Annotated in this window: 19 protein-coding genes; 8 read left to right on the forward strand and 11 right to left on the reverse strand. The window is 70.8% G+C overall.

Features of this window, described 5'->3' with window-relative positions; genetic code table 11:
* Positions 1–29: 29 nt before the first annotated feature.
* Positions 30–2,123, reverse strand: a complete 2,094-nt coding sequence (locus tag ACFYQ6_RS08865) for a SpoIIE family protein phosphatase (protein WP_361576723.1) — start codon at positions 2,121–2,123, stop codon at positions 30–32.
* 180 nt (positions 2,124–2,303) lie between these two features.
* Here ACFYQ6_RS08865 and ACFYQ6_RS08870 point away from each other — a divergent pair, with 180 nt between their 5' ends.
* Positions 2,304–3,362 (forward strand): enoyl-CoA hydratase/isomerase family protein, encoded by a 1,059-nt coding sequence (locus tag ACFYQ6_RS08870; protein WP_388761871.1) that lies wholly within the window; start codon positions 2,304–2,306, stop codon positions 3,360–3,362.
* Between the two features lie 126 nt (positions 3,363–3,488).
* Here ACFYQ6_RS08870 and ACFYQ6_RS08875 read toward each other — a convergent pair whose 3' ends face one another.
* From ACFYQ6_RS08875 to rhaI, 3 genes are all read right to left on the reverse strand, one after another.
* Entirely contained in the window at positions 3,489–4,970 is a 1,482-nt protein-coding gene (locus tag ACFYQ6_RS08875) for a rhamnulokinase family protein (RefSeq protein WP_388761874.1), read from the reverse strand.
* 82 nt (positions 4,971–5,052) lie between these two features.
* The gene (locus ACFYQ6_RS08880) at positions 5,053–7,098 is read right to left on the reverse strand and encodes a bifunctional aldolase/short-chain dehydrogenase (protein ID WP_388761876.1); all 2,046 of its coding nucleotides are present in this window, start codon (positions 7,096–7,098) and stop codon (positions 5,053–5,055) included.
* A gap of 64 nt (positions 7,099–7,162) precedes the next feature.
* Positions 7,163–8,329, reverse strand: coding sequence for an L-rhamnose isomerase (gene rhaI, locus ACFYQ6_RS08885; protein WP_388761879.1), 1,167 nt, complete (start codon positions 8,327–8,329; stop codon positions 7,163–7,165).
* Between the two features lie 212 nt (positions 8,330–8,541).
* Between rhaI and ACFYQ6_RS08890 the strand changes: the two genes are divergently transcribed.
* Positions 8,542–9,300 carry an ArsR/SmtB family transcription factor gene (locus ACFYQ6_RS08890; RefSeq protein ID WP_388761882.1) on the forward strand — a complete coding sequence of 253 codons (759 nt, stop codon included), beginning with the start codon at positions 8,542–8,544 and terminating at the stop codon, positions 9,298–9,300.
* 77 nt (positions 9,301–9,377) lie between these two features.
* Here ACFYQ6_RS08890 and ACFYQ6_RS08895 read toward each other — a convergent pair whose 3' ends face one another.
* Both ACFYQ6_RS08895 and ACFYQ6_RS08900 read right to left on the reverse strand, forming a co-directional pair.
* Positions 9,378–9,605 (reverse strand): hypothetical protein, encoded by a 228-nt coding sequence (locus tag ACFYQ6_RS08895; RefSeq protein WP_361576741.1) that lies wholly within the window; start codon positions 9,603–9,605, stop codon positions 9,378–9,380.
* A gap of 82 nt (positions 9,606–9,687) precedes the next feature.
* Positions 9,688–10,167 carry a hypothetical protein gene (locus tag ACFYQ6_RS08900; protein ID WP_361576744.1) on the reverse strand — a complete coding sequence of 160 codons (480 nt, stop codon included), beginning with the start codon at positions 10,165–10,167 and terminating at the stop codon, positions 9,688–9,690.
* A 130-nt stretch (positions 10,168–10,297) separates the two neighbouring features.
* Between ACFYQ6_RS08900 and ACFYQ6_RS08905 the strand changes: the two genes are divergently transcribed.
* Complete coding sequence (locus ACFYQ6_RS08905) at positions 10,298–11,155, forward strand: pentapeptide repeat-containing protein (RefSeq protein ID WP_388761886.1); 858 nt, start codon at positions 10,298–10,300, stop codon at positions 11,153–11,155.
* A gap of 360 nt (positions 11,156–11,515) precedes the next feature.
* Here ACFYQ6_RS08905 and ACFYQ6_RS08910 read toward each other — a convergent pair whose 3' ends face one another.
* The gene (locus ACFYQ6_RS08910; RefSeq protein WP_388761889.1) at positions 11,516–12,022 is read right to left on the reverse strand and encodes an SRPBCC family protein; all 507 of its coding nucleotides are present in this window, start codon (positions 12,020–12,022) and stop codon (positions 11,516–11,518) included.
* 143 nt (positions 12,023–12,165) lie between these two features.
* Here ACFYQ6_RS08910 and ACFYQ6_RS08915 point away from each other — a divergent pair, with 143 nt between their 5' ends.
* A complete protein-coding gene (locus ACFYQ6_RS08915) occupies positions 12,166–13,518 on the forward strand; it encodes a radical SAM protein (protein ID WP_388761892.1) in 1,353 nt (450 codons plus the stop codon).
* A 74-nt stretch (positions 13,519–13,592) separates the two neighbouring features.
* Here ACFYQ6_RS08915 and ACFYQ6_RS08920 read toward each other — a convergent pair whose 3' ends face one another.
* Entirely contained in the window at positions 13,593–14,252 is a 660-nt protein-coding gene (locus ACFYQ6_RS08920; RefSeq protein ID WP_361576756.1) for an NAD(P)-binding domain-containing protein, read from the reverse strand.
* A 186-nt stretch (positions 14,253–14,438) separates the two neighbouring features.
* On the opposite strand from ACFYQ6_RS08920, the gene ACFYQ6_RS08925 reads away from it, so the two are divergent.
* From ACFYQ6_RS08925 to ACFYQ6_RS08935, 3 genes are all read left to right on the forward strand, one after another.
* The gene (locus ACFYQ6_RS08925) at positions 14,439–14,990 is read left to right on the forward strand and encodes a glycoside hydrolase family 25 protein (RefSeq protein ID WP_388762239.1); all 552 of its coding nucleotides are present in this window, start codon (positions 14,439–14,441) and stop codon (positions 14,988–14,990) included.
* Positions 14,991–15,152: 162 nt separating this feature from the next.
* Positions 15,153–16,883, forward strand: coding sequence for a cytochrome c oxidase subunit I (ctaD, locus tag ACFYQ6_RS08930; RefSeq protein ID WP_388761896.1), 1,731 nt, complete (start codon positions 15,153–15,155; stop codon positions 16,881–16,883).
* Positions 16,884–16,919: 36 nt separating this feature from the next.
* Complete coding sequence (locus ACFYQ6_RS08935; RefSeq protein ID WP_388761899.1) at positions 16,920–17,261, forward strand: hypothetical protein; 342 nt, start codon at positions 16,920–16,922, stop codon at positions 17,259–17,261.
* Positions 17,262–17,420: 159 nt separating this feature from the next.
* Here ACFYQ6_RS08935 and ACFYQ6_RS08940 read toward each other — a convergent pair whose 3' ends face one another.
* The 3 genes from ACFYQ6_RS08940 to ACFYQ6_RS08950 all read right to left on the reverse strand — a co-directional run bounded on the left by ACFYQ6_RS08940 (position 17,421) and on the right by ACFYQ6_RS08950 (position 21,487).
* Complete coding sequence (locus ACFYQ6_RS08940; protein ID WP_388761902.1) at positions 17,421–19,250, reverse strand: FUSC family protein; 1,830 nt, start codon at positions 19,248–19,250, stop codon at positions 17,421–17,423.
* 141 nt (positions 19,251–19,391) lie between these two features.
* A complete protein-coding gene (locus ACFYQ6_RS08945; protein WP_388761905.1) occupies positions 19,392–21,083 on the reverse strand; it encodes a sigma-70 family RNA polymerase sigma factor in 1,692 nt (563 codons plus the stop codon).
* A gap of 209 nt (positions 21,084–21,292) precedes the next feature.
* Positions 21,293–21,487 carry an antitoxin gene (locus tag ACFYQ6_RS08950; protein ID WP_361576768.1) on the reverse strand — a complete coding sequence of 65 codons (195 nt, stop codon included), beginning with the start codon at positions 21,485–21,487 and terminating at the stop codon, positions 21,293–21,295.
* A 312-nt stretch (positions 21,488–21,799) separates the two neighbouring features.
* Here ACFYQ6_RS08950 and ACFYQ6_RS08955 point away from each other — a divergent pair, with 312 nt between their 5' ends.
* Positions 21,800–22,600, forward strand: a complete 801-nt coding sequence (locus tag ACFYQ6_RS08955) for an SAM-dependent methyltransferase (RefSeq protein WP_388761908.1) — start codon at positions 21,800–21,802, stop codon at positions 22,598–22,600.
* The last annotated feature ends 29 nt before the right edge of the window (positions 22,601–22,629 follow it).

Here is a 22,629-nt window from a genome sequence, read left to right on the forward strand (position 1 = left end):
GACGCGGTGGCACCGGCCGTGACCTGCGGCTAGGAGGCCGGGCCGATCTCGCACCAGACCGCCTTGCCCTCGCCGCGCGGCTCGATGCCCCAGCGTTCGGCCACCGCGTCGAGCAGCAGCAGACCGCGTCCGGAGGTGGAGGTCTCACCCGGAGTGCGCCGCCTCGGCCAGACACTGGAGCGGTCCTGGACCGAGAGCCTGATCCGTCGCACGGGCTCCGGCAGGACCTCCAAGGTCAGCACCGCTCCTCCCTCCGTGTGCAGCAGCACGTTGACGAGCAACTCTCCGGTGACCAGCTCCGCGTCGTCCGCCAGACCGCCGAGATCCCAGTCCCTCAGGGCCTGACGCACGATCGAGCGGGCCTCCGAGAGCCCCTGCGGATCGGCCTGATGGATGTACTGGTGAAGTCGCGGCGCACGGGACGAACCCACGTCAGGACTGCGCCGCACGACCAGCAGGGCGACGTCGTCGCCCGACCCCCAGCGTTCCCACAGCCGGTCGGACAGATGGTCGGCCAGTGCCTCGGCGCCGTCGGGCCCGTCGCTCACCTCGTGGATGAGCGCCGCCACCCCCGCGTCCACGTCGGCCCCCGGCTCCTCCACGAGCCCGTCGGTGTACAGGACCATCGTCTCGCCGGGCACCAGGTCGAGACGGGTCTCGGGGAACTCCTCGTCCCGGAAGTCCGTGGAGATCCCCAGTGGCAGACCGCCCCGCACCTGTGGGACGCCGACCCTCCCGTCGGTGTGCCGGATCAGCGGACCGAAGTGCCCGGCCCGGCAGACGCGTACCTCGCCCGTGGCGAGGTCCACCTGCGCGTACGTACACGTCGCGAAGCGGTCGGTGTCCAGTTCGGCGAGGAACCGGGAGGCGCGCGCCATGACGGTGGCCGGGGGATGCCCCTCCGCGGCGTACGCGCGCAGGGCGATCCGCAACTGGCCCATGATCGCGGCCGCGTGGGTGTCGTGGCCCTGCACGTCACCCACCACCACGCCGATACGGTTCCTCGGCAGTGTGATCACGTCGTACCAGTCGCCGCCGACCTCACGTCCGCTCCACGCCGCGTGGTAGCGGACCGCGATCTCGCCGCCCTCGATCTCCTGGATGCGCCGGGGGAGCATGGCCGACTGGAGCCCGGTCGCGAACTCCCGCTCCTCGTCGAAGAGGATCGCCCGTTGCAGCGACTGGGCCACGATGGCGGCCAGCCCCAGGCAGAGGATCCGCTCGTCCGCGTTGAAGACGGTGCGATCGCGGTAGAACAGGGCGAGGCCTCCCAGTGGGCGCGCCTGGGCGATCAGGGGAAGGTAGGCCACGGCGCGGAAGTCCAGCCGGCCGATGTGCGGCTCCAGAGCCGGATAGCGCCTGATCAGCGAGGCGAGCGAGGTGATGAACAGAGGTCGCCCGCTCAAGATCGCGTCCCCGAGGGGACGTGACGCGTCGAGCCGGCCCGAACCCAGGCCTTCCAGTACCTCCACGGAATCGCCGCTCAGCGCGATGATGTCGAGCGCCGAATCCTCCACCAGACCGAGCGCCAGCCCGTCCGCGCCGATTCCCACCAGCCCGCCCGGTCCCGTGAGGGCGGCGGTGACGTCGTCCACGGTCACCGCGCGTGACATCGCTGTCGTGGTGCGTTCGACGATGCTCGTCTGGCGGCGGCGCCGCTTTTCCAGGTCCAGGACGAAGGCCGAATGGGTGACCTCGGCCGTCGCGTCCCTCACCACACCGATGACACGGTGTGCCCGTCCGTCCTCCGAACGAAGGATCCGCGCCTGGACGTGTGTCCACTGCTGGGTCCCGTCCTCCTGGGGCACCTGGAAGTGGACGCTGTAGGAGCTGCTGCCACCGGAGATCGCCTCGTCGATCGCACCGTCCAGCCGTGCTCGCTCCGTCGCGTCGAGCCGTTCGACCACGGCCGACGGCCGCGCGTCGAAGGTCGCGGGATCCAGGCCGAAGACCAGGAGACCCGCCTCGTCGACGTCCAGCGTCCCCGCGTCCAGATCCCATTCGAAGCTGCCGGTGCGGTTCAGGGCGAGACGCTCCGCGGTAGCCGTCTCACCGGCGCTGCGCCGGTCGAACCGGAGCCGCGACGCAGCGTCGTCGTGCGGTCGCCGTGAAGTGTCGCTCATGCCTGCTCCGGAGATCGCCCGGCGGGGCTGCTGGACGTCGCGGCCCGTGGATTCCAATTGTCGAGCCCGAGGTCCGGGAGTGCCACAGCGGTCGGGCCGGCGGCCCCCGGCGCGAAGGGCCCAGGACCGCCGTCGCACAATGGCGCGCAGAGATCGTCCACGGCTGACCGGAGCGCACCCATGAACGACGACGAGCCCGTCCTGCTGCACACCGAGGGCCACGTCCTGCACATCACCCTCAACCGTCCCCGGGCGCTGAACGCGCTCACCCACACCATGGTGCGCGGCATCGGGGAGGCGCTCACCCGGGCCGCCGGCGAGGAGTCGGTCACGGCCGTCCTGATCAAGGGAGCGGGCGAGCGAGGTCTCTGTGCCGGCGGAGACATTCGCTCGATCTACGAGGACGCCCGCGCGGGCCGCCGGGCCTCCGTCGACTTCTGGCGTGACGAGTACCGGCTCAACGCGCAGATCGCGCGCTTCCCGAAGCCGTACGTCGCGCTGATGGACGGCATCGTCATGGGCGGTGGAGTGGGTGTCTCCGCCCACGGGGACGTGCGGATCGTGACCGAGCGCTCACGTGTCGCGATGCCCGAAACCGGCATCGGCTTCGTCCCCGACGTGGGCGGCACCCGTCTGCTCGCCTCGGCGCCCGGCGAGCTCGGTGTGCACCTGGCCCTCACCGGCCGTGCCGTGGACGCGGCGGACGCCATTCTGTGCGGACTGGCCGACCACTTCGTCCCCTCCGATCATCTCGACGACCTCGTCCGCGACCTCTCCCGCAGCACGACCGCGGGCGAGGTGACGGAGACCGTGCGGCGTCACGCGACGGAGGCCCCCGGAGGGGAACTCGCCGAGCAGCGCGCCTGGATCGACGACTGTTACGCGGCGGACACCGTCGAGGAGATCATCGAGCGGCTGTTGAAGAGCGGTGTGCCGGCCGCCGAGGAGACCGCCGCCGCGCTCCGGACCCTCTCACCCACGGCGCTCAAGGTCACGCTGGCCGCCGTGCGCCGGGCCAGGCGGCTCGGCAGTCTCGAAGCGGTTCTCGACCAGGAGTTCCGTGTCTCCTGCAGGGCATTCGCGGGAGCCGACCTGGTGGAGGGCGTCCGCGCACGCATCATCGACAAGGACCGCAGCCCGCGATGGAACCCCTCCGAGCACGGCGACGTCACCGCCGCGGAGGTCGCCCGTCACTTCGAGCCGCTCGGCGACCAGGAGCTCGGCCTGGTCTCCCGCTGAGGCCGGACCCGTCGCGGAGGGCGCGCCGGCCCAAGGCCCCGGGCGGTACGCCTCGGTCCCGTCGCGGAGGGCGCGCCGCCCCGAGGCCCCGGGCGGGACGCCCTCGGACTGCCCCGGGGGCCGCGGTCATACGCGGATGCCCAGCCGGTCCGCGGCCTTGTCCCAGCCCCCCGCGTCCCCCCGCGGCAGGTAGTGACACAGGTCCTGGGTGCGTGCGACGAGCCGCCGCATGTCCGCGAGTCCGCCGACCAGCCCGTGCGCCCGCGCCTGGACCAGCACATTCCCGAGAGCCGTGGCCTCCGCGGGACCCGCGGTGACCGGCAGGCCGGTCGCGTCCGCCGTCCACTGGCAGAGCAGTTCGTTCCGGGAGCCTCCGCCGACGAGGTGGATCCGGGTCAGCTCACGCCCGGCCAGCCGCGCGGCCTCGCGCAGCGTCCGGCGGTGAGCCAGGGCCAGGCTCTCCAGGACGCACCGCACGTATCCGCCACGGCCGTCAGGTGAGGTCTGTCCCGTCCTGGCGAGGGCGGCATCGATCCGCGCCGGCATGTCGCCCGGCGCCAGGAACACGGGATCGTCCGGGTCGATCACGGCGGCGAACGGCCGGGCACGCGCCGCTTCGGCCAGCAGGCCCGGCAGGCTCGTCGGCGTACCGTCGCGGTCCCACGCTCGCCGGCACTCCTCCAGCAGCCACATCCCCATGATGTTGCGCAGATACCGCACGGTGCCGTCGACCCCGCGCTCGTTGGTGAAGTTCGCCGCCCGCGACTCCTCCGTCAGCACCGGCGCGTCCAGTTCCAGACCGGCCAGCGACCAGGTACCGCACGACACATAGGCGAATCCCGGCTCCGCGGCGGGGACCGCGGCCACGGCGGACGCGGTGTCGTGCGAGGCGACCGTCGTCACCGGCGTACCGGCGGGCAGGCCGGTGTACTCCGCCACGTGCGGCAACAGGGCTCCCGCCCGCTCACCCGGTTCGCGCAGTGCGGGGAAGAGCGAACGCCGGAGTCCCAGTCGTTCGAGCAGGGCGTCGGACCATGCGCCGGTACAGGCGTCGAACAGACCGGTCGTCGACGCGTTGGTCACTTCCGCGCCCACCGCCCCGGTCAGCCAGTACACCAGAAGATCCGGCATCAGCAGGAGCGTGCGTGCGGCAGCCCACTGAGCGGTCGAACGCTGGGCGGCGAGCTGGAAGACCGTGTTGAAGGGCAGGTGCTGCAGACCGTTGACCCCGTACAGCTCCCTCGCGGAGACACCGGCGAGCACCTCCTCGGCGGCTGCGGTGTTGCGGCTGTCGCGGTAGTGGAACGGCACCCCGAGGAGCGAACCGTCCGCGTCCAGGAGGCCGTAGTCCACGGCCCAGGTGTCGATGCCCACCGAGGTGACGGGACCGCCGCGCGCCGCGGCGCGCAATCCGTCCAGCATCCCCTGGAACAGGGCGAGCACGTCCCAGCGCAGCCCGTCGGGGAGCAGGACCGGGGTGTTGGCGAAGCGATGCGTCTCGTGCAGCACCAGCTCGTCCGGACCGACCCTGCCGGTGATCACCCGGCCGCTGGTGGCGCCCAGGTCCACCGCGGCGAACACCGGGTCGTGTCGTGAAGTCGCAGACATGGAACTCTCATCCGATCAGGACGGAGCCGCGCCCCGGCGCGTTCGAGGAACAGCTCCCGGGGCGCGGCGCGGTGACACGTGGTCAGCGGAGGAAGGCCGCCGCCACACCGGCGTCCACGGGGATGTGGAGGCCGGTGGTGTGGGTGAGGTCTCCACCGGTCAGCGCGAAGACCGCGTTGGCGACATGCTCGGGAAGCACCTCCCGCTTGAGGATCGTGCGCTGAGCGTAGAACTCGCCGAGCTTCTCCTCCTCGATGCCGTACGTCGCCGCGCGCTGGGCGCCCCAACCGGCCGCGAAGATCCCGGAACCCCGGACCACCCCGTCGGGGTTCACCCCGTTGACCCGGATGCCGTGCTCGCCGAGCTCGGCGGCCAGCAGCCGTACCTGATGCGCCTGATCGGCCTTCGTGGCGGAGTACGCGATGTTGTTCGGGCCGGCGAACACGGCGTTCTTGGACGCGATGTAGACGATGTCCCCGCCGAGGCCCTGCGCACGCATCATCCGCGCGGCCTCCCTGGACACCAGGAACGATCCGCGCGCCATGATGTCGTGCTGGAGGTCCCAGTCCCGGGCCGTGGTCTCCAGGAGCGGCTTGGAGATCGAGATTCCGGCGTTGTTCACGACCAGGTCCACGCCGCCGAAAGCGAGGGCCGCGGCCTTGAACGCCTTCTCGATCTGCTCCTCCGACGTGACGTCGACGGTCACCGCGAGGGCCTTGTCCGGCCCGCCCAGATCCTCGGCCACGGCCTGGGCGTTCGTGGCGTCGAGGTCGGCGACGACGACGCAGGCGCCCTCCGCGACGAGCCGGTGCGCGATGGCCTTGCCGATGCCCGACCCCGCGCCCGTCACCAGGGCGACCCGGGTGGCCAGCGCCTTCGGCCGCGGCATCCGGCGGAGCTTGGCCTCCTCCAGCTCCCAGTACTCGATGCGGAACTTCTCCGACTCCTCGATCGGTGCGTACGAGGAGACCGCCTCGGCGCCCCGCATCACGTTGACGGCGTTCAGGTAGAACTCCGCCGCGACCCGTGCGGTCTGCTTGTCCTTGCCGAAGGAGAACATGCCGACACCGGGGACCAGCACGATCGCCGGATCCGCCCCACGCATCGCGGGGGAGCCGGGGGTGGCGTGGCGCTCGTAATAGGCGCGGTAGGCGTTGCGGTACTCCTCGTGGAGCACCCGGAGCCGGAACACCGCTTCCTCCAGCGGCGCGTCCGCCGGCAGGTCGAGTACCAGCGGGCTGACCTTCGTACGGAGGAAGTGGTCCGGGCAGGACGTCCCGAGGGCGGCGAGGCGCGGGTGCTCGGCACGTGCGAGGAAGTCCAGCACGGGGGCGGCGTCGGTGAAGTGGCCCACCTGAGGACGGTCCGTGGACGCGAGGCCGCGGATCACCGGAGCGAGGGCCGCTGCCCGCTCACGCCGCGCCTCGGCGTCGAGGGCCTCCCGGCCGGGGAGCACCGGACCGAACGGTTCCGCCTTGCCCCGCTCCTTGAGGAACGTCTCGGCGGTGCGGATCATCCACAGGGCGTTGCGTTCGCACTCCTCGGACGTGTCGCCCCAGGCCGTGATGCCGTGACCGCCCAGGATGACGCCGACGGCCTGCGGGTTGGCCTCCTTGACGGCCGCGATGTCGAGACCGAGCTGGAAACCGGGCCGGCGCCAGCCCACCCAGGCCACCTTGTCGCCGTAGCACTCGGCCGTCAGTTTCTCGCCGTCGGCGGCGCACGCCAGCGCGATACCGGAATCCGGGTGGAGATGGTCGACGTGCGCGGCCTCGACGAGCGCGTGCATCGCGGTGTCGATGGAGGGAGCGGCACCTCCCTTGCCGTGGAGGCAGTAGTCGAACGCGGACACCATCTCGTCCTCGCGCTCCACCCCGGGGTACACGTCCTTGAGCGCGCGCACCCGGTCCAGCCGGAGCACGGCGAGACCGGCCTCGGTCAGCGTGCCGAGGTCGCCGCCCGAGCCCTTGACCCAGAGCAGTTCGGCCTCGCCGCCGGTGACCGGATCGGTCTCCGTGGCCTTGGCCGACGTGTTGCCACCGGCGTAGTTGGTGTTGCGCGGGTCGGAGCCGATCCGGTGGGCGCGCTCCAGGAGCGCGGCGACTTCTGCGTGCGTCGCGGACGTCATGAGGGTTCCTTCGGGAAGAGGAGAGGGACGGGCGGGTACGGGACGTACGGCGGGGGAGCGGCGCTCAGGCGCCCCAGCCCGCCTGCTCTCCGCCGACGCGGTCGGAGGCGATGCGTTCCTGGTTGCCGGAGGCGAGGTAGGCCGCGAACGGGTCCCGGGCCAGACCGAGCTCCTCGCGCACCTCGGCGAGCAGAGGCCGGACGTCGGTGTTGAAGGCGTCCATCAGCACGGCGTTGGCGGCGAGGACGTCACCGGACCGCTGCGCGGCGGTCAGCGCCTCGGCGTCGATCAGCAGCGCCTTCGCGGTCGCCTCCTGGACGTTGGTCACCGAGCGGATGACGGCCGGGATCTTGGCCTCGATGTTGTGACACTGGTCGAGCATGAAATTGACGTTGGTCTCGGCCTTCAGGCCGCCGTTCTTCGCCACCTCGTGCATGATCCGGAACAGCTGGAACGGGTCGGCAGCGCCCGCCATGAGGTCGTCGTCGGCGTAGAACCGGGAGTTGAAGTCGAACGCGCCGAGCTTCCCCTCGCGCAGCAGGAACGCGACGATGAACTCGATGTTCGTGCCCGGAGCGTGGTGACCGGTGTCCACGACGACCTGGGCCTTCGGACCGAGCTTGAGGCAGTGGGCGTAGGCGGTGCCCCAGTCGGGGACGTCGGTGGTGTAGAACGCGGGCTCGAAGAGCTTGTACTCCAGGAGCATGCGCTGGTCGTCGCCGAGCCGGTCGTGGACCTCGGCCAGGGCCTCGGCCAGTCGGTCCTGGCGGCCCGCGATGTCGTCCTGGCCGGGGTAGTTGGTGCCGTCCGAGAACCAGAGCTTGAGATCGGGCGAGCCGGTGGCGTCCATGATGTCGACGCACTCGAGCAGGTGATCGACAGCCTTGCGGCGGACCTTCGGGTCCGGGTGGGTCACGGAACCCAGCTTGAAGTCGTCGTCCTGGAAGACGTTGGAGTTGATCGCGCCGATCCGCAGTCCGAGGTCCTCGGCGTGGCGGGTCAGTGCCGCGTAGTCCTCGACCCTGTCCCACGGGATGTGCAGCGAGACCTTCGGTGCGACGCCCGTGTACGCGTTCACCTGCGCCGCGTCCGCCAGTTTCTCGAACGGGTCACGGGGGACACCAGGCTGGGCGAAGACCTTGAAGCGGGTCCCGGAGTTGCCGTAACCCCAGGACGGCGTCTCGATGACCTGAGACTTCAGAGCTGCCTTGACGGCCGACACATCAGACATGAACACCTCGTAAGCAGAGTCAACCGGCGACCGGTCAGGATCGGATGTGAATCGTTTCATCCGGACCGTACGCTAGGTTTGGGCGATGCTGCCAGTCAAGGAGCCAGTCAAGTTTCTTCCTGACTTGAATCAATTCATCGCCCCTGATGAGGGGCTTCCGGTGGTCTTGTAGGCATTGACATGTGACCAAAAGGTCACCTATTTTGGCTGGTATGGACGAGGTGTTCAAAGCGCTGGCAGACCCGACGCGCCGCAGTCTGCTCGACGAGCTCTTCCGCGAGGACGGGCAGACACTGAGTGCGCTGGAGTCCCGTTTCGACATCACGCGTTTCGCGGTGATGAAGCACCTCAAGCTGCTGGAGGCCGCAGGACTGGTCGTCACGCGACGCCGGGGGCGGGAAAAGCTCCACTTCCTGAACCCGGTGCCCATCCGGCTCGTCCACGACCGGTGGGTCAGCAAGTACGCGGAGCCCTGGGCCGCCGGGCTCAGCGAGCTCAAGAGCCGACTGGAGAATGTCATGGAGAAGGTCTTCGAGATCTACATCCGCACGACCCCCGAGCGACTCTGGGAGGCGATCACCGATCCCGAGATCAGGAGCAAGTACAACTTCGGGGCCCGCGTCACCTCCGACTGGACCGTGGGCTCACGCTTCGAGATGGGTGCACCCGGAGCACCGGGTCCGCTCGGTGAGGGCCAGAACCTGGAGGTCGATCCGCCGCGCAGGCTCGTGCAGAGCATGGTCGCCCTCTGGAGCGACGAGGTGCGCGGCGAGGGTCCGAGCCGGATCACCTGGGAGATCGAGCCTGTCGGCGACTCCTGCCGGCTCACCGTCACCCACGACGAACTGCGCGAGGGCGCCAACGAGGAACTGTACGGCGGTTGGCCGATGATCCTCTCCGGCCTGAAGACCTGGCTCGAGACGGGAGAGCTCCTCACCACACCCGGATCGCTCATGTACAGCGACCGTTAGCCGGATCCGCGGCCCGCGGCGGCGGGCGCCCCGCCGGGGCGTACGGCCCCGTGCGCGGCGCCCGCCGTGCGCGCGAGTCAGCGGCCGGAACCGCTCAGGCTCGGCTGCAACTGCCGTACGAGAGCGAAGAACCGGTCCTCGTTGCCCGAGAGCCCCGCACTTCGCAGGGCCTCGTCCGCCTCCTGGATCGGGGAGGCGAGCAGCGGCATGTAGAGCGGGTCATCCGCCGGATCGGCGAGCGCGGCGCGTGCGGCCGCCAGTAAACGGACGTACGCCTGGGCCGCGGCGATTTCTGCTTGGTGCATCTCAGCATCTCCCCGTCAGAGGTGTCGGACCGTCAAGCATTCCTCATGGGTCTGACAAAGCTCCTGGGGCCGATGCGGGCGCTCAGGGACGCTCCGCGGGCGGAGCTTCGACCTCGACGAACCGACGCCGGCGCGGCCCGCGGTACAGCAGAGCCGTCCAGCCCAGCCGTCGCAACACCGACACGCATCCGGTCAGCGCCTCCTCCTCGTCGTGTGCGGCCCCGCTGCCCGGCGGCCCGGTCCACTCGACCCGCACCGAGCCGGCCGCTTCGCCCACGCGGACCCGGTAACCCATGGCCGTCCGCTCCCCGGTCGGGCCCACGGCGGAGGGTGAGATGCCCGCCGCCTCCAGTGCGAGCGCCACCGCCCGCACCGGCCGGTGCAACTCCCACGCGGCCGGCGCGCCCTCCGGATCCGCGGCGTCCGCACGGGTCAGCCGTCTGATCTGGAGCATCCCTTCGAACGCGGTCCGCACCTCCCCGGCCCGCACGCCCGGCGGCAGGGAAGCCGCAGGGCCGTCGCCGGTCGCGGGCTCGAACCCCCCTTCCTGCGCAGCGCTCACGTCCTGCCCTTTCGCCTGTGCCGAGTCCTGGGGCTCAAGTGTGCGCCCGCCCACCGACAGTGGCCGCGCCTGCTGTACCCCCGCACCGATAAACTCGGCTGCAACCGCACACGACGGAGGAACCGCGCACGTGTCCGACAACCATCCGACCGCACCCGTCACCGATCGCGCTGCCCTGCGGGCGGACTGTGCGAACTGCGCCGGGCTGTGCTGTGTCGCCCTGACGCTCACCGCGTCCGCGGACTTCGCGATCGACAAGGACGCGGGCACACCCTGCCCCAACCTCGCGGACGACTTCCGCTGCGGCATACACACCCGTCTGCGCTCGGACGGCTTCGCAGGCTGCACGGTGTACGACTGCTTCGGCGCGGGCCAGAAGGTCTCCCAGGACACCTGCTCCGGCACGGACTGGCGCTCGGGCGGGGAGGCAGCTCAGGAGATGTTCCAGGTCTTCCCGGTGATGCGGCAACTGCACGAACTGCTCTGGTACTTGACCGAAGCGCTCTCCCTGCCGGCCGCGAGGCCCATCGCCGCCGAACTCCGCGCAGCACTCGACGACACGGAACGCCTCACCCGCCTCCCCGCCGGCCGGCTCGCGGAGCTCGACGTGTCCGCACACCGCGACACGGTGGCGCCACTGCTGCTGCGCGCAGCCGCACTGGAACGCGCCACCCTCCCCCGGCGCACGAAGCGCAGTCACCGCGGCGCCGACCTCATCGGGGCCCGGCTCTCCGGCGCCGACCTGCGCGGCGCCGAACTCCGCGGGGCCTACCTCATCGCGGCCGATCTGAGCGGAGCCGATCTACGGTCCGCGGAGCTCATCGGCGCGGATCTCCGTGATGCAGACCTGTCCGGCGCCGACCTCACCGGAGCCGTCTACCTCACCCAGGCCCAGCTGAACGCGGCGAAGGGCGACGCCGCCACGCGACTGCCGCCCTCCCTGACCCGGCCGGCGCACTGGGACGCGGCCGGACCCGGCGCGGCGTGAACACCGTCGCTCACGCCCTGAGTTCGCTCCACCCGGCCTCCCCGTGACCGAGCCTCAGGATCATGGCTGCCACCTTCGCATTCGCGGGGTGATGTTCGCGGGGTGACGCACGATGCGTACGAGGCACACCCCGCACAGGTCCGCGAAGCCCGTCGCGCGCAGCTTCACGGCGACGGCCACCCGCTCCGCGATGCCCGCGCGGGTCTCGCCGTCGCCGGACTCCGCCGGCGTGACCAGCCGTACATCCGCGGCACGACAGCTCCGCGTACACCTCAGTGGTCTGCGGCGAAGTACCACGTCCGGTTGCATTCCGGCCCACGCCTCACCGTGACGGGGACCGTCCTCGTCACGCCCGGCCGCTCACGCGCCCTCGTGCTCCAGCGCTGCCCGCAGGCGATCCAAGGTCGTGCGGATGTTCACTCGCTGGAACTCCGCGAACGTGTGGCCCCGCGTCGCGACGCGGTCGAAGGCGTTGGCGAGCGGGTCCGGCCAGGCCCGCCTGTGGTCCGTCCAGGTCTCGGTCACCCGGGTACACCCGTCGACCGCCTCCAAGCGGTACTCCCACAGTGCGATGGCACCGGGCAGCAGAGGACGGCGCACACCTATCGCGTGTACGCGAAAGGCGAACCGCAGGCCAGGATCGGCAGCCGTCACCGTGCACCTGGTCGTCCAGCGGAAGGGCCCGCGCTTGTTGCGGCCCTCGAAGACCATGCCGACATGAGCCTCCCGGCGCCCGCCGAGCACCCGTGCGCCCAGGTTCTCCGGACTCCAGCGCCCCATGGCGGTGGGGTCGCTCAACCGTTTGTACACGGCCGACGGGGCCGCCCGGATCAGGACGCTGTCCGACACGGACATGGTGCGGGGCATGAGGGGTACTCCTCGTCCTCTGCCGCCGGGGCGTCCGGCGGAACCCGGACGGATCACGTGCGAACGCCCGGCGATGCTGGTTCGTTGGACAGTGTGTCGTACACACGGTCGTGACCAGCACACCGGACCCGAGGAGCCCGCACATGCCAAGCCACATCCAGCTCGGACCCACCCGCACCGCCTCGCCCGCCGGGGAACGGACGCGTCTGGTCGAGCGGCTCATGGAGCGGTTCCCCCATGTGCCGAGAGAGGCGGTTCTCAAGGAGGACCTGCTGCGCGGCGGTATGGCGTTCGACGAGTCCGCGCTCAGTGACAACGAACACGGCGACGTCAAACCGAAGTCGTACTTCATCTTCTCCTTCGACCACGGCACCCTGCCCGAGCTCGGAGCCGCCGCCCTGCGCAGGCCGCCCGAGGAGATCGTGCTCACGGGCGGCCCGTACGACCTGCGCCGCACGGTGGTGTCGGTCCGGGTCAACCCGGCCTCGCCGTACCGCGTGGCCGCCGGGCCCGACGGCGTACTGGGCCTCTATCTCGACGGCGCCCGCATCTCCGACGTGGGTCTGCCCCCGATGCCGGACTACTACCGGCAGACCCTGGAGAACGGCAAGTCCGTCATGGAGGTCGCCCCCACCATCCAGTGGGGATATCTGATCTACCTCACGGTCTTCCGGGTCTGCCAGTACTTCGGTGCCAAGGAGGAGTGCCAGTACTGCGACATCAACCACAACTGGCGCCAGCACAAGGCGGCAGGCCGCCCCTACACGGGCGTGAAGGACGTCGACGAGGTCCTGGAGGCCCTGGAGATCATCGACCGCCACGACACGGCGAGGACGACCACGGCGTACACGCTCACCGGCGGCGCCATCACCTCCCACATCCAGGGCAGGGACGAGGCCGACTTCTACGGCCGCTACGCCAAGGCCATCGAGGAGCGGTTCCCCGGACGCTGGACCGGGAAGGTCGTCGCCCAGGCGCTCCCCAAGTCCGACGTCCAGCGCTTCCACGACTACGGCGTGCAGATCTACCACCCCAACTACGAGGTGTGGGACCGCCGTCTGTTCGAGCTCTACTGCCCTGGCAAGGAACGCTACGTCGGCCGCGACGAATGGCACCGGCGCATCCTGGACTCGGCGGATGTCTTCGGCGCCCGCAACGTGATCCCCAACTTCGTCGCCGGCGTGGAGATGGCCCAGCCGCACGGTTTCAGGACCGTCGACGAGGCCATCGCCTCGACCACCGAGGGGCTGCGCTTCTTCATGTCGAACGGCATCACCCCGCGCTTCACCACCTGGTGCCCCGAGCCGACCACCCCCCTGGGCAGGACCAACCCGGACGGTGCGCCGCTGGAGTACCACATCAGGTTGCTCGAGGCCTACCGCGCGACCATGGAGGAGTACGGGCTCTCCTCACCGCCCGGATACGGTCCGGCGGGCGCGGGCCGCGCCGTGTTCTCCGTCAGCTCGTTCATGGACAGCCTTCCGGCCGAGAACTGACGCCTCCCCGGCCCGTCGCGCCGCACCCTCGGACGTGCGCGGCGCGACGGGCCGGGACCCGCGGGTCCGGCGGTTCACGCGCGCCACTCGGCGGTGCGCTCCGGGGACGCCTCGGCCAGGGCCTTCTCGATGGCCGCCGCGTCACCACGGTTCCCGTACACCGGCGTCCCGGGCTGCTGACGCCAGGACTCGTCGATGCCGCCCGCGTCGACGGTGTCGAAGCCCAGCTCGTCGATCAGGTCGCGGACCCTCTGCTTCGCGGCCGAGTCGTCACCGGCGACGGGCAGCGCCTGCCGGCCGGCAGTGCCGCGGGGGAGACCCTTGTCGAGGATGTCCTGCGCGTACGTGCCGTTGAACGCCTTGATCACAGGATGGCCGATCTGCTGCTCGGTCCACCGGCTCTCCGGCAGGCCGTCCTCGATCGCGGCGACCCGGCCGTCCCGCTGCTGAGGGTAGTAGTTGCCCGTGTCGATGACGGCGACGCCGTCCGCCGCTCCGTCGAGGAGCCCCGAAGGCAGGGCGGGGACCGCCTTGAGCGGCACGGTCACCACGACGACGTCCGCTCCGCGCGCCGCCTCGGCCGACGTGACGGGCGTCGCCCCCGTCTCCTCGGCGAGCGCCTCGAGCGTCTCGGGTCCACGGGAGTTGGCGACGGACACCTCATGCCCGAGCGCGGTGAGGCGCCGGGTCAGATTGCCGCCGATGTTGCCCGCTCCGATGATGCCGATCTTCATGATCAGACCTTTCGCTGCCGCGTGTCCGGGAAATAGGCTCTCGCCCGGTCACCAACCCGCGAAGCGCGGACACTATTCCGGCGTGCCGAATCGGTTCCGCAGCCGGGCGGGGGGTGGGATGGCTCCGGACGGGCACCCATGGGAGAGAGAAGCGGAACCTCAGTGCCCCACTTGGAGGCGATATTCGTGCTGCACGGTGTCGATGTCAGCTCCTACCAGACCGACTTCGATACGGAGGGTCTGGATTTCGTCTTCGTGAAGTCCACCGAAGGCCGGTCCTACGTCAACCCGAAACTGAAGAGCCAGGTCAAACGCGCCAGGGACGCCGGCTGCGTCATCGGCTTCTACCATTTCCTGTGGCCCGGCCACGCGAAGGAGCAGGCGGCCCATTTCGTCGAGGGGACCCCCGAGCGCGCGGGCGACCTCCTGGCCGTCGACTGGGAGCGGACCGGTGAGGGGACCCGTGCGACGAGCGCGGACAAGGACCGCTTCATCCGCGAGGTGAAACGGCTGAGGCCGAGTCACCGTGTCCTGCTGTACTGCAACCGCTCCTTCTGGCTCGACCACGACACGACCTCGTACGCGGGTGACGGACTCTGGATCGCCGACTACGGAACGGCGGGAAAACCACGCATCGAGGCGGACTGGCGCATTCACCAGTACACCGACGAGCCGCTCGACAAGGACGTGGCCGACTTTCCCACCCGGGAGGCGATGCGCGCCTGGGCCGAGGCCTGAGAGCGGCTCCGCCGTCAACAACGGCATCCCGGCCATCGGCCAATGGAGTGTCCTTTCCCAACCACTGGTGCAGTGCGTACGGCGATGACCTGCGGCACCGCCGCGGGGAGTCCATCCTGGTCGCCGAGTCAGCAACCGGCCGTCGACCGAAGGAGTGCCGCAGTGACGACGAGGGGCCCCTCAGCACCGGTGGAAGCCGATGCCGCCTACGAGGACGAATTGCCTGTGCGGCGTCGGCAGCCGGGGAACGTGGTCATCAGGTGGCTCACCACTACCGACCACAAGACGATCGGCACCCTGTACCTGTCCACCTCGTTCGCCTTCTTCATCGTCGGTGGCGTCCTGGCCCTCGTCATGCGGGCGGAGCTGGCACGCCCGGGCACTCAGCTGGTCTCGAACGAGCAGTTCAACCAGGCGTTCACCATGCACGGCACGATCATGCTGCTGATGTTCGCGACGCCGCTGTTCGCCGGTTTCGCGAACTGGATCATGCCGCTGCAGATCGGCGCGCCCGACGTGGCGTTCCCGCGGCTGAACATGTTCGCGTACTGGCTGTACCTCTTCGGCTCGCTGATCGCGGTGTCCGGTTTCCTCACCCCGCAGGGCGCGGCCGACTTCGGCTGGTTCGCCTACTCCCCGCTGTCGGACGCGGTCCGTACGCCCGGTGTCGGAGCGGACCTCTGGATCATGGGTCTGGCCTTCTCCGGCTTCGGCACGATCCTCGGGTCGGTCAACTTCATCACCACGATCATCTGCATGCGCGCGCCCGGCATGACGATGTTCCGGATGCCGATCTTCACCTGGAACGTGCTGCTGACCGGTGTCCTGGTCCTGCTGGCCTTCCCGGTCCTCGCCGCCGCACTGTTCGCCCTGGAGGCGGACCGCAAATTCGGCGCACAGATCTTCAACCCCGCCAACGGCGGCGCACTGCTCTGGCAACACCTCTTCTGGTTCTTCGGCCATCCGGAGGTGTACATCATCGCCCTGCCGTTCTTCGGAATCGTCTCCGAGGTGATTCCGGTGTTCAGCCGGAAGCCGATCTTCGGATATGTCGGTCTGATCAGCGCGACGATCGCCATCGCCGGTCTCTCGGCCACGGTGTGGGCCCACCACATGTACGTCACCGGCGGTGTGCTGCTGCCGTTCTTCTCCTTCATGACGTTCCTCATCGCGGTACCGACCGGTGTGAAGTTCTTCAACTGGATCGGCACGATGTGGAAGGGGTCGCTGTCCATGGAAACCCCCATGCTCTGGTCGATCGGATTCCTGGTCACCTTCCTCTTCGGGGGGCTCACCGGCGTACTCCTCGCCTCACCGCCGCTGGACTTCCACGTGTCCGACTCGTATTTCGTCGTCGCGCACTTCCACTACGTCGTCTTCGGCACCGTGGTCTTCGCGATGTTCGCCGGATTCCATTTCTGGTGGCCGAAGTTCACCGGCAAGATGCTGGACGAGCGCCTCGGGAAGATGACGTTCTGGACGCTGTTCATCGGCTTCCACGGCACCTTCCTGGTGCAGCACTGGCTCGGTGCCGAGGGCATGCCGCGTCGTTACGCGGACTACCTCGCCGCCGACGGCTTCACCACCTTGAACACCGTCTCGACGATCTCCTCGTTCCTGCTGGGCCTGTCGATGCTGCCCTTCCTGTACAACGTGTGGAAGACCGCGAAGTACGGAAAGCAGGTCGCGGTCGACGACCCGTGGGGCTACGGCCGCTCGCTCGAATGGGCGACGTCGTGCCCGCCCCCTCGGCACAACTTCCTGACCCTCCCGCGGATCCGCTCGGAGTCACCGGCATTCGACCTGCACTACCCCTCGATCCGTGAACTCGAGCAGTCCGCCAACCGTCCCCAGGATTCCGTCACCGTGGCGCCAGGGGACAAGCAGGAATAGGAACCCGGGACGACTGCCCCAGAAGAGGAGGAGCTGGTGGAGCCGGAAAAGGAGAGCACCAGGGGGCTGGCCCAGGTCGAGGGGTACCTGCTCTGGAACGCCGAGGTCGAAGAGGCTCGCAGACACGCCCGGCGCTTCGCCGACGCGCTGCCCTGGCTCACCACCGCCCAGCGCGAGGAGGTCGAGCGCGTCTACGTCTCTGACAGAGTGGCCGTCTCCAAGGAGATGCTCACCCGGATCGCCGGCAGGGCCGTGGAACTGCGCGGTGAGTACACCGCACGCTACGACCGGCTCCGCGCCCGCTGCGTGGCCGTGTCCGTCCTGACCATGGGGACCGTCGGCGGAACCTGCGCCGCGCTCACCCTCATCAGCCGCTGACCCCGGACGCCGGCACCGGACCACGGTCCGGGCGCCGGCGTCGGCGGGACGGCAGGGGGACCGCTTGCCCAGCCGGGTGCGGGTACGCCCACCGGCCCGTGCCGCAGCCCCGGGCGGCCGGCGGTGCCCCCAGGCGCACGGGGGACCGGCGGCACGTCTTCACCGGACCGGCGTCGCGAACGCCCGGTCCAGCTCGGACAGGTGCCGGGCGAGCAGCTCGGCGTGCGACGGAGGCAGCTCCGCAGTGGGGTGCCCCAGCTCCACCGCACAGGCCGTCGTCGTGTCGATGAGCCGCTCCAAGGCCTTCGCGACACCTGCGGAACCGGCCGAGTGCCGTGCCACAGCCGGGAGCTCGGCCGCCGACAGGTCGATCGCCGTACGCGCCGCCGCCAGCGAGCGGTAGGCCTCGCGGCGCAGCGCTCCCCGCCCGGCATGGTCCTCCGGGGCGGCCATGACGTGCCCCAGGTAGCGGTGCGCCGCTCCCACCGCCGTGTCGAGAGCGGCCCGGACGCCCTGGCCGCGCCGTCCCGGCAGCGGGAGATGCCCGACGACCAGCACCGTCGCACACGCGAGGAGGGACTCCACCACGCGGCCCCAGGAGGCGGCGGGCTCGCCGCCCACCATGACGAGGGACAGCACGAGCACGGTGACCACCGCCGTCTGCACGGCGAAGTGGCGAGTGGCGACCGGGAGGAGGGCGCCGCACAGGACCACGGCCGCGAGGAGCGGCCACGGCCCGGATGCCACCAGGGCCAGAGACCCGAAGACCGCGGCGCCCACGACGGTGCCCAGGGCGCGACAGACCACCCGCGAGGCAAGGGGCCCGAGGTCGGGCTTGACCAGGAAGACCGTCGTGGCGGGCAGCCAGTACCAGTGGTCGTGGTGCAGCCACTGCGCGACGACCGTACTCGTCGCGCAGCACAACGCGACCCGCCATCCGTACTCGCGCCCCGCTGCGCTCCACGCCCGGCGCGCGACCGAGGCGGACGACCGCTTCCCGCGCGCGCCGGGCGGTGAACCGGCGGGGCGGTCGAAGACCGACGCGGCCCTCAGCAGGGCGTCGTCCAGGGCCCGCAGCCCCGCATCCGTCCGCGCCGGAGCAGGCAACGGACCGCAGGGGCCACCGGTGCGCACCGCTGCGGCGAGCCGGCCGGGCCCTTCGGCGATACGGCCGGGCAGCGGCGCTCCGGCCCAGGCCAGGGCGGTCGCGGCCTCGGCCAGCGGAAACGCCGCCGCGTACAGGGCGTGGAGCCGCCGTTCGGCCCCCGAGCAGGCGTATCGACGCAGACGCGGTCCGGCCAGTGCGTCCTGTGCCTGGTCGAGCGCGGCGCTCAGCGCCGCGCGCTCGGCCCGGGCGTGCGGGCCACCCGTCGCCCGCAGGAGCCGCGCCACCGCCTCGTACACGGCGGCGACGGCCTGCCTCTCCCCGTCGAGCCGGTACGGCCCGCCGCCGCTCCTGCCTTCGGACGGCAGGAGCAAGCGGAGCAGCAGCAGCCAGCTCGCCCCGGCCAGGAAGAGCAGCGCGCGTACCGGACCGGGCTCGGGGAGCGGCATTCCGGCGCCGATCACGACCGCGACCATCACCTGCGTACCGCACGCCGACGCGACGGGCCCCGTGGAGCTGACCGCGCCTGCGACCAGACCCAGCAGACCGAACACGAGGGGCAGGACGACCAGGGAACGGCCCCCGCCGACGGCCGACGCGATCACGGAGCCGAGCAGCAGCCCGCCCGACCCCGCCAGCGCGGGGACCCCGAGCCGGGTCACCGCCGCACGGCGGCTGCCGGGACGGTCGTTGATGCCTGCGAGCATGGCGCCGAGCGCGGCGGGAACGCCGGCGGTCGGCTGCCCGGCCAGTACCGACACGAGCAGGGGCACGGCGGCCAGCGCCCCGCGCAGCACGGCGTTCCACGGGACCGGTCCACGCTGGGCCCGCAGTACATGGCCGAGCCACGGGGGGACCCGGGTGGCGAGACGAGAGGAGTGCACGAGGCTCCTGTCCGCGAGGGGAAATGTCATTTCGCCGGCGGACGCCTTCGGCCTGGGCGCGGTCCCAGCCTAGATCCCTCAGGTGGAGGGGGCGCTACCGGCGCGTTTCCGGTGTGTGTCGGCCGGCGGGAGCACCGGACGTCACAGCGCCGCGGCGAAGTTCTGCGTCCACACCGGACCGCTCGACGAGTCCTCCCGGCCGACCCCGATCTCCTTGAAGGCGCAGTTGAGGATGTTCGCGCGGTGCCCCTCGCTGTTCATCCAGGAGTCCATCACCGACTCGGCCGTCTGCTGGCCCTTGGCGATGTTCTCGCCGTACGTGCTCCAGCGGTAGCCCGCGGCGGTGATCCGCGCACCGGGATCCGTACCGTCCAAAGACGTGTGGGAGAAGTAGTTCCGCGCCACCATGTCGGCCGAATGGCGCGAGGCGGCGGTCGCCAGAAGGCTGTTGCCGCTCACGGACGGGCAACCCGCCTTGGCACGTTCGGTGTTCACCAGCGCGATGACTTCCTCGGCCACCGACGGCGCGGACGAGGGCTTCGGCGCGGCGGCCGGCTCGGAGGACCGTGGGCGCGGTTCGGGCGTCTTCTCGGGGGCAGAGGAGGCTGTCCGGCTCCTGGACGGTGACGGCGACGCCGTTCGCGAAGGTGTCGGTGAGGCCGATGAAGGCGTGGGGGAGGGGGAGGGGGAAGCGGAGTGGGAGGGCGGGGTCGTCACCGTGGCGGAGGGACCCGCGAGGGGCTCGACAGCCGTCGCCGGCCCCTCGTCCCCGTCGTCCGTGTACAGGTGGACCGCTGCTCCGCCGCCGCCCAGCGTCGCGACGGCCACCAGCCCGGCGAGGACCGTGGTGCGGCGGCGGCGCCGGGCGCCGTCCCGCCGGCGCTGGGCGCGCCCGGGGCCCGACGCGTAGGCGGCGTCGGGCAGGAACGCGGCCGGAGCCGTCGGCCCTTCCGGTGATCCCACGCCGGAGTAAGGCTCCACGGCGTGGAGGAACTCATCGGCCTGGTACGGCTCGCGGGCGGGCACGAACCCGGCGGCGGACACCGGCTGTGACATCGGCCCGGCGAGGGAAGCGGCCACGGGCACCAGGGCGAGCCCGACCAGCAGACCCTCCGCCGGCACCAGGCCCGACCGGTGCCCCGAGCACACCGTGCACTCACGGGCGTGACGGGCCAGACGCTTGCGCCAGAGGGCGGACGGCGTTCCGTCCCATCCGGCCGTCAGGTCCTCGAGCAGGACGCACCGTGGGTCCGCCGCCAGCGCGCGCACCACCACGCGCGAGGCTTCCAGCCGCTCCTTCATCCGCTGCACGCGTACCGCGGTGTGCTGAGGGGACAGGTCCAGCGCGTTCGCCATCTCGGCCCGTGACAGCTCCCCGGCGGTCTCCAGCCACCACAGCGACACCAGCGTGCGGTCGTCGTCGTCCAGCCACCTCGTCGCCTCGGCCGCCTCGCGCCGCTGTCCCGTCAGCCCGAGCCGGACGATGGTCAGCTCGACGAAGTCGGCGGCAGGGTCGACCACGTCGTACGTGTCCCCCATCGGATCCGCCGACACGGCCCCGCTCCCGCGCTCGCGGAGGTGCCCCCGTATCTCGTTCATGGTGATGGCCACGAACCAGGAGCGGAAGCTCTTCGGTGTGCGCAGCGACGGCAGGCCACGGAGCATGCGCAGCACGCTCTCCTGCACGACGTCGTCGACATCGGCGTGGCCGTTCAGCGCCCGGCCGACGATGTTGTAGACGAGCGGCAGGTAGGACGCGACGAGCCGGTCCTGCGCCTCGGGATCGCCCTTCTGCGCGGCCTTGATCAACGCCGTGTCGCGTGCCTCACCCATGCTCTGCTCACTCTTCCGGGATCCTGTTCCGTCACTTCCCACACTCGGGAGACGCTGTGCGGCGGGGACAATAACAGGAATCCGGTCATGCGCTCGATATCCGTTCCCGGATCCGAACGCACCGGGCGCCGGAGCCGGCGGCGGGCGCGGGGGCCGCCGCGGGGTCCGGCGCACGGTCGGCGGGCGTCGGCGGACCGGCGCCCGCTGTGTCAGGAGCGGGGCGGGTTGTCCGGGTCGTGGTCCGAGCCCAACTGCTGCTTCAGCTTGTCCTGACCGGTGTCGACGTGCTTGCCGTACTTGCCCTGGGTCCGGTCGTCGATCATGTCACCGGCCTTGTCGACGCCCTTCCCGGCCTGGTCCTCGTGACCCTTGAGCATCTTCTTGATCTTGTCCATCGCGGACATGGCAGATCCTCCTCGCTCGGCTTCCCCCCACGCATCCACCCTCACCGCACATCGCCAGGTCCGCATCCGCGACAGGCGCCGACGCGGCACGTGGGGGCCTCGACGTGTGAAGAGCGGCTGGGTGGGCAGATACCGGATGACCAGGGAGGTGGTGGCCGTGGGCCGCATCCGGATCGTCCGCCGACCGCAGCCCCCCACGGGGCCGCCCCCGCTGGACCTGAGAACCCCGTCCGGCCGGCCCTTGCCGTACTGACGCCCTGACGCCCACGAGGACCCGGAGGGTCTCGTGGGCCCAGGATGTGCGAGGCCGACATGAGTGATCACCGCCAGCCCTCGGAGGGGTTGCGCCCGGACGTACCGCACTCCGCGCGCGTCTGGAACTACCTTCTCGGAGGCAAGGACAACTACCCCGCCGACGTCGAGGCGGGGGAGACGATTCTCACGGCCTTCCCCGACATCGCCGGCATCGCACGTGATCAGAGGGCCTTCCTCGCACGTGCCGTCCGCCATCTGACGGTCGAGGCCGGAATCCGCCAGTTCCTCGACATCGGCACGGGGCTCCCCACGGCCGACAACACCCACGAGGTCGCGCAGCGTCTGGCGCCGGAGTCCCGGATCGTCTACGTCGACAACGACCCGCTCGTCCTGACGCACGCCCGGGCCCTTCTCACCAGCACCCCGGAGGGCGCCTGCGCGTACATCGACGCGGACGTCCGCGACACCGGCCGGATTCTCGACCAGGCCTCCCGCACCCTCGACCTCGACGCGCCCGTCGGCCTCACCATGCTGGGCATCATGGGCCAACTGCCCGACAGCGACGATCCGTGGGCCCTGGTCGCCCGCCTGATGGCGGCGCTCCCGCGCGGAAGTCATCTGGTCCTGGCCGACGGCACGGATACGAGTGAGACGCTCAGCAACGCGATCGAGGCGTACAACGCGCATTCCGTGAACTCCTACCGTCTGCGGAGCCCGGCACGTATCGCGAAGTTCTTCGACGGTCTGCGGCTGGTCGACCCCGGCGTGGTCAGGACGTCCGACTGGCGTCCGGACCCCGGCCGCAGGCAGGAGACCGCGCCCGGTCACGCGGTCAGCGGTGTGGGCCGCAAGCCCTGAGACCGCCGGCGAGCGGGGCGTAAGCTCCG

It is taken from the genome of Streptomyces sp. NPDC005494 (assembly GCF_042872025.1).
Classification (GTDB): domain Bacteria; phylum Actinomycetota; class Actinomycetes; order Streptomycetales; family Streptomycetaceae; genus Streptomyces.

What these genes read in the sequence shown, in the direction of transcription:
- ACFYQ6_RS08865 (WP_361576723.1), bottom strand. Translation starts at nt 2,123, where the DNA reads ATGAGCGACACTTCACGGCGACCGCACGACGACGCTGCGTCGCGGCTC.
- ACFYQ6_RS08870 (WP_388761871.1), top strand. Translation starts at nt 2,304, where the DNA reads ATGAACGACGACGAGCCCGTCCTGCTGCACACCGAGGGCCACGTCCTG.
- ACFYQ6_RS08875 (WP_388761874.1), bottom strand. Translation starts at nt 4,970, where the DNA reads ATGTCTGCGACTTCACGACACGACCCGGTGTTCGCCGCGGTGGACCTG.
- ACFYQ6_RS08880 (WP_388761876.1), bottom strand. Translation starts at nt 7,098, where the DNA reads ATGACGTCCGCGACGCACGCAGAAGTCGCCGCGCTCCTGGAGCGCGCC.
- rhaI (WP_388761879.1), bottom strand. Translation starts at nt 8,329, where the DNA reads ATGTCTGATGTGTCGGCCGTCAAGGCAGCTCTGAAGTCTCAGGTCATC.
- ACFYQ6_RS08890 (WP_388761882.1), top strand. Translation starts at nt 8,542, where the DNA reads ATGGACGAGGTGTTCAAAGCGCTGGCAGACCCGACGCGCCGCAGTCTG.
- ACFYQ6_RS08895 (WP_361576741.1), bottom strand. Translation starts at nt 9,605, where the DNA reads ATGCACCAAGCAGAAATCGCCGCGGCCCAGGCGTACGTCCGTTTACTG.
- ACFYQ6_RS08910 (WP_388761889.1), bottom strand. Translation starts at nt 12,022, where the DNA reads ATGCCCCGCACCATGTCCGTGTCGGACAGCGTCCTGATCCGGGCGGCC.
- ACFYQ6_RS08915 (WP_388761892.1), top strand. Translation starts at nt 12,166, where the DNA reads ATGCCAAGCCACATCCAGCTCGGACCCACCCGCACCGCCTCGCCCGCC.
- ACFYQ6_RS08920 (WP_361576756.1), bottom strand. Translation starts at nt 14,252, where the DNA reads ATGAAGATCGGCATCATCGGAGCGGGCAACATCGGCGGCAATCTGACC.
- ACFYQ6_RS08945 (WP_388761905.1), bottom strand. Translation starts at nt 21,083, where the DNA reads ATGGGTGAGGCACGCGACACGGCGTTGATCAAGGCCGCGCAGAAGGGC.
- ACFYQ6_RS08950 (WP_361576768.1), bottom strand. Translation starts at nt 21,487, where the DNA reads ATGTCCGCGATGGACAAGATCAAGAAGATGCTCAAGGGTCACGAGGAC.
- ACFYQ6_RS08955 (WP_388761908.1), top strand. Translation starts at nt 21,800, where the DNA reads ATGAGTGATCACCGCCAGCCCTCGGAGGGGTTGCGCCCGGACGTACCG.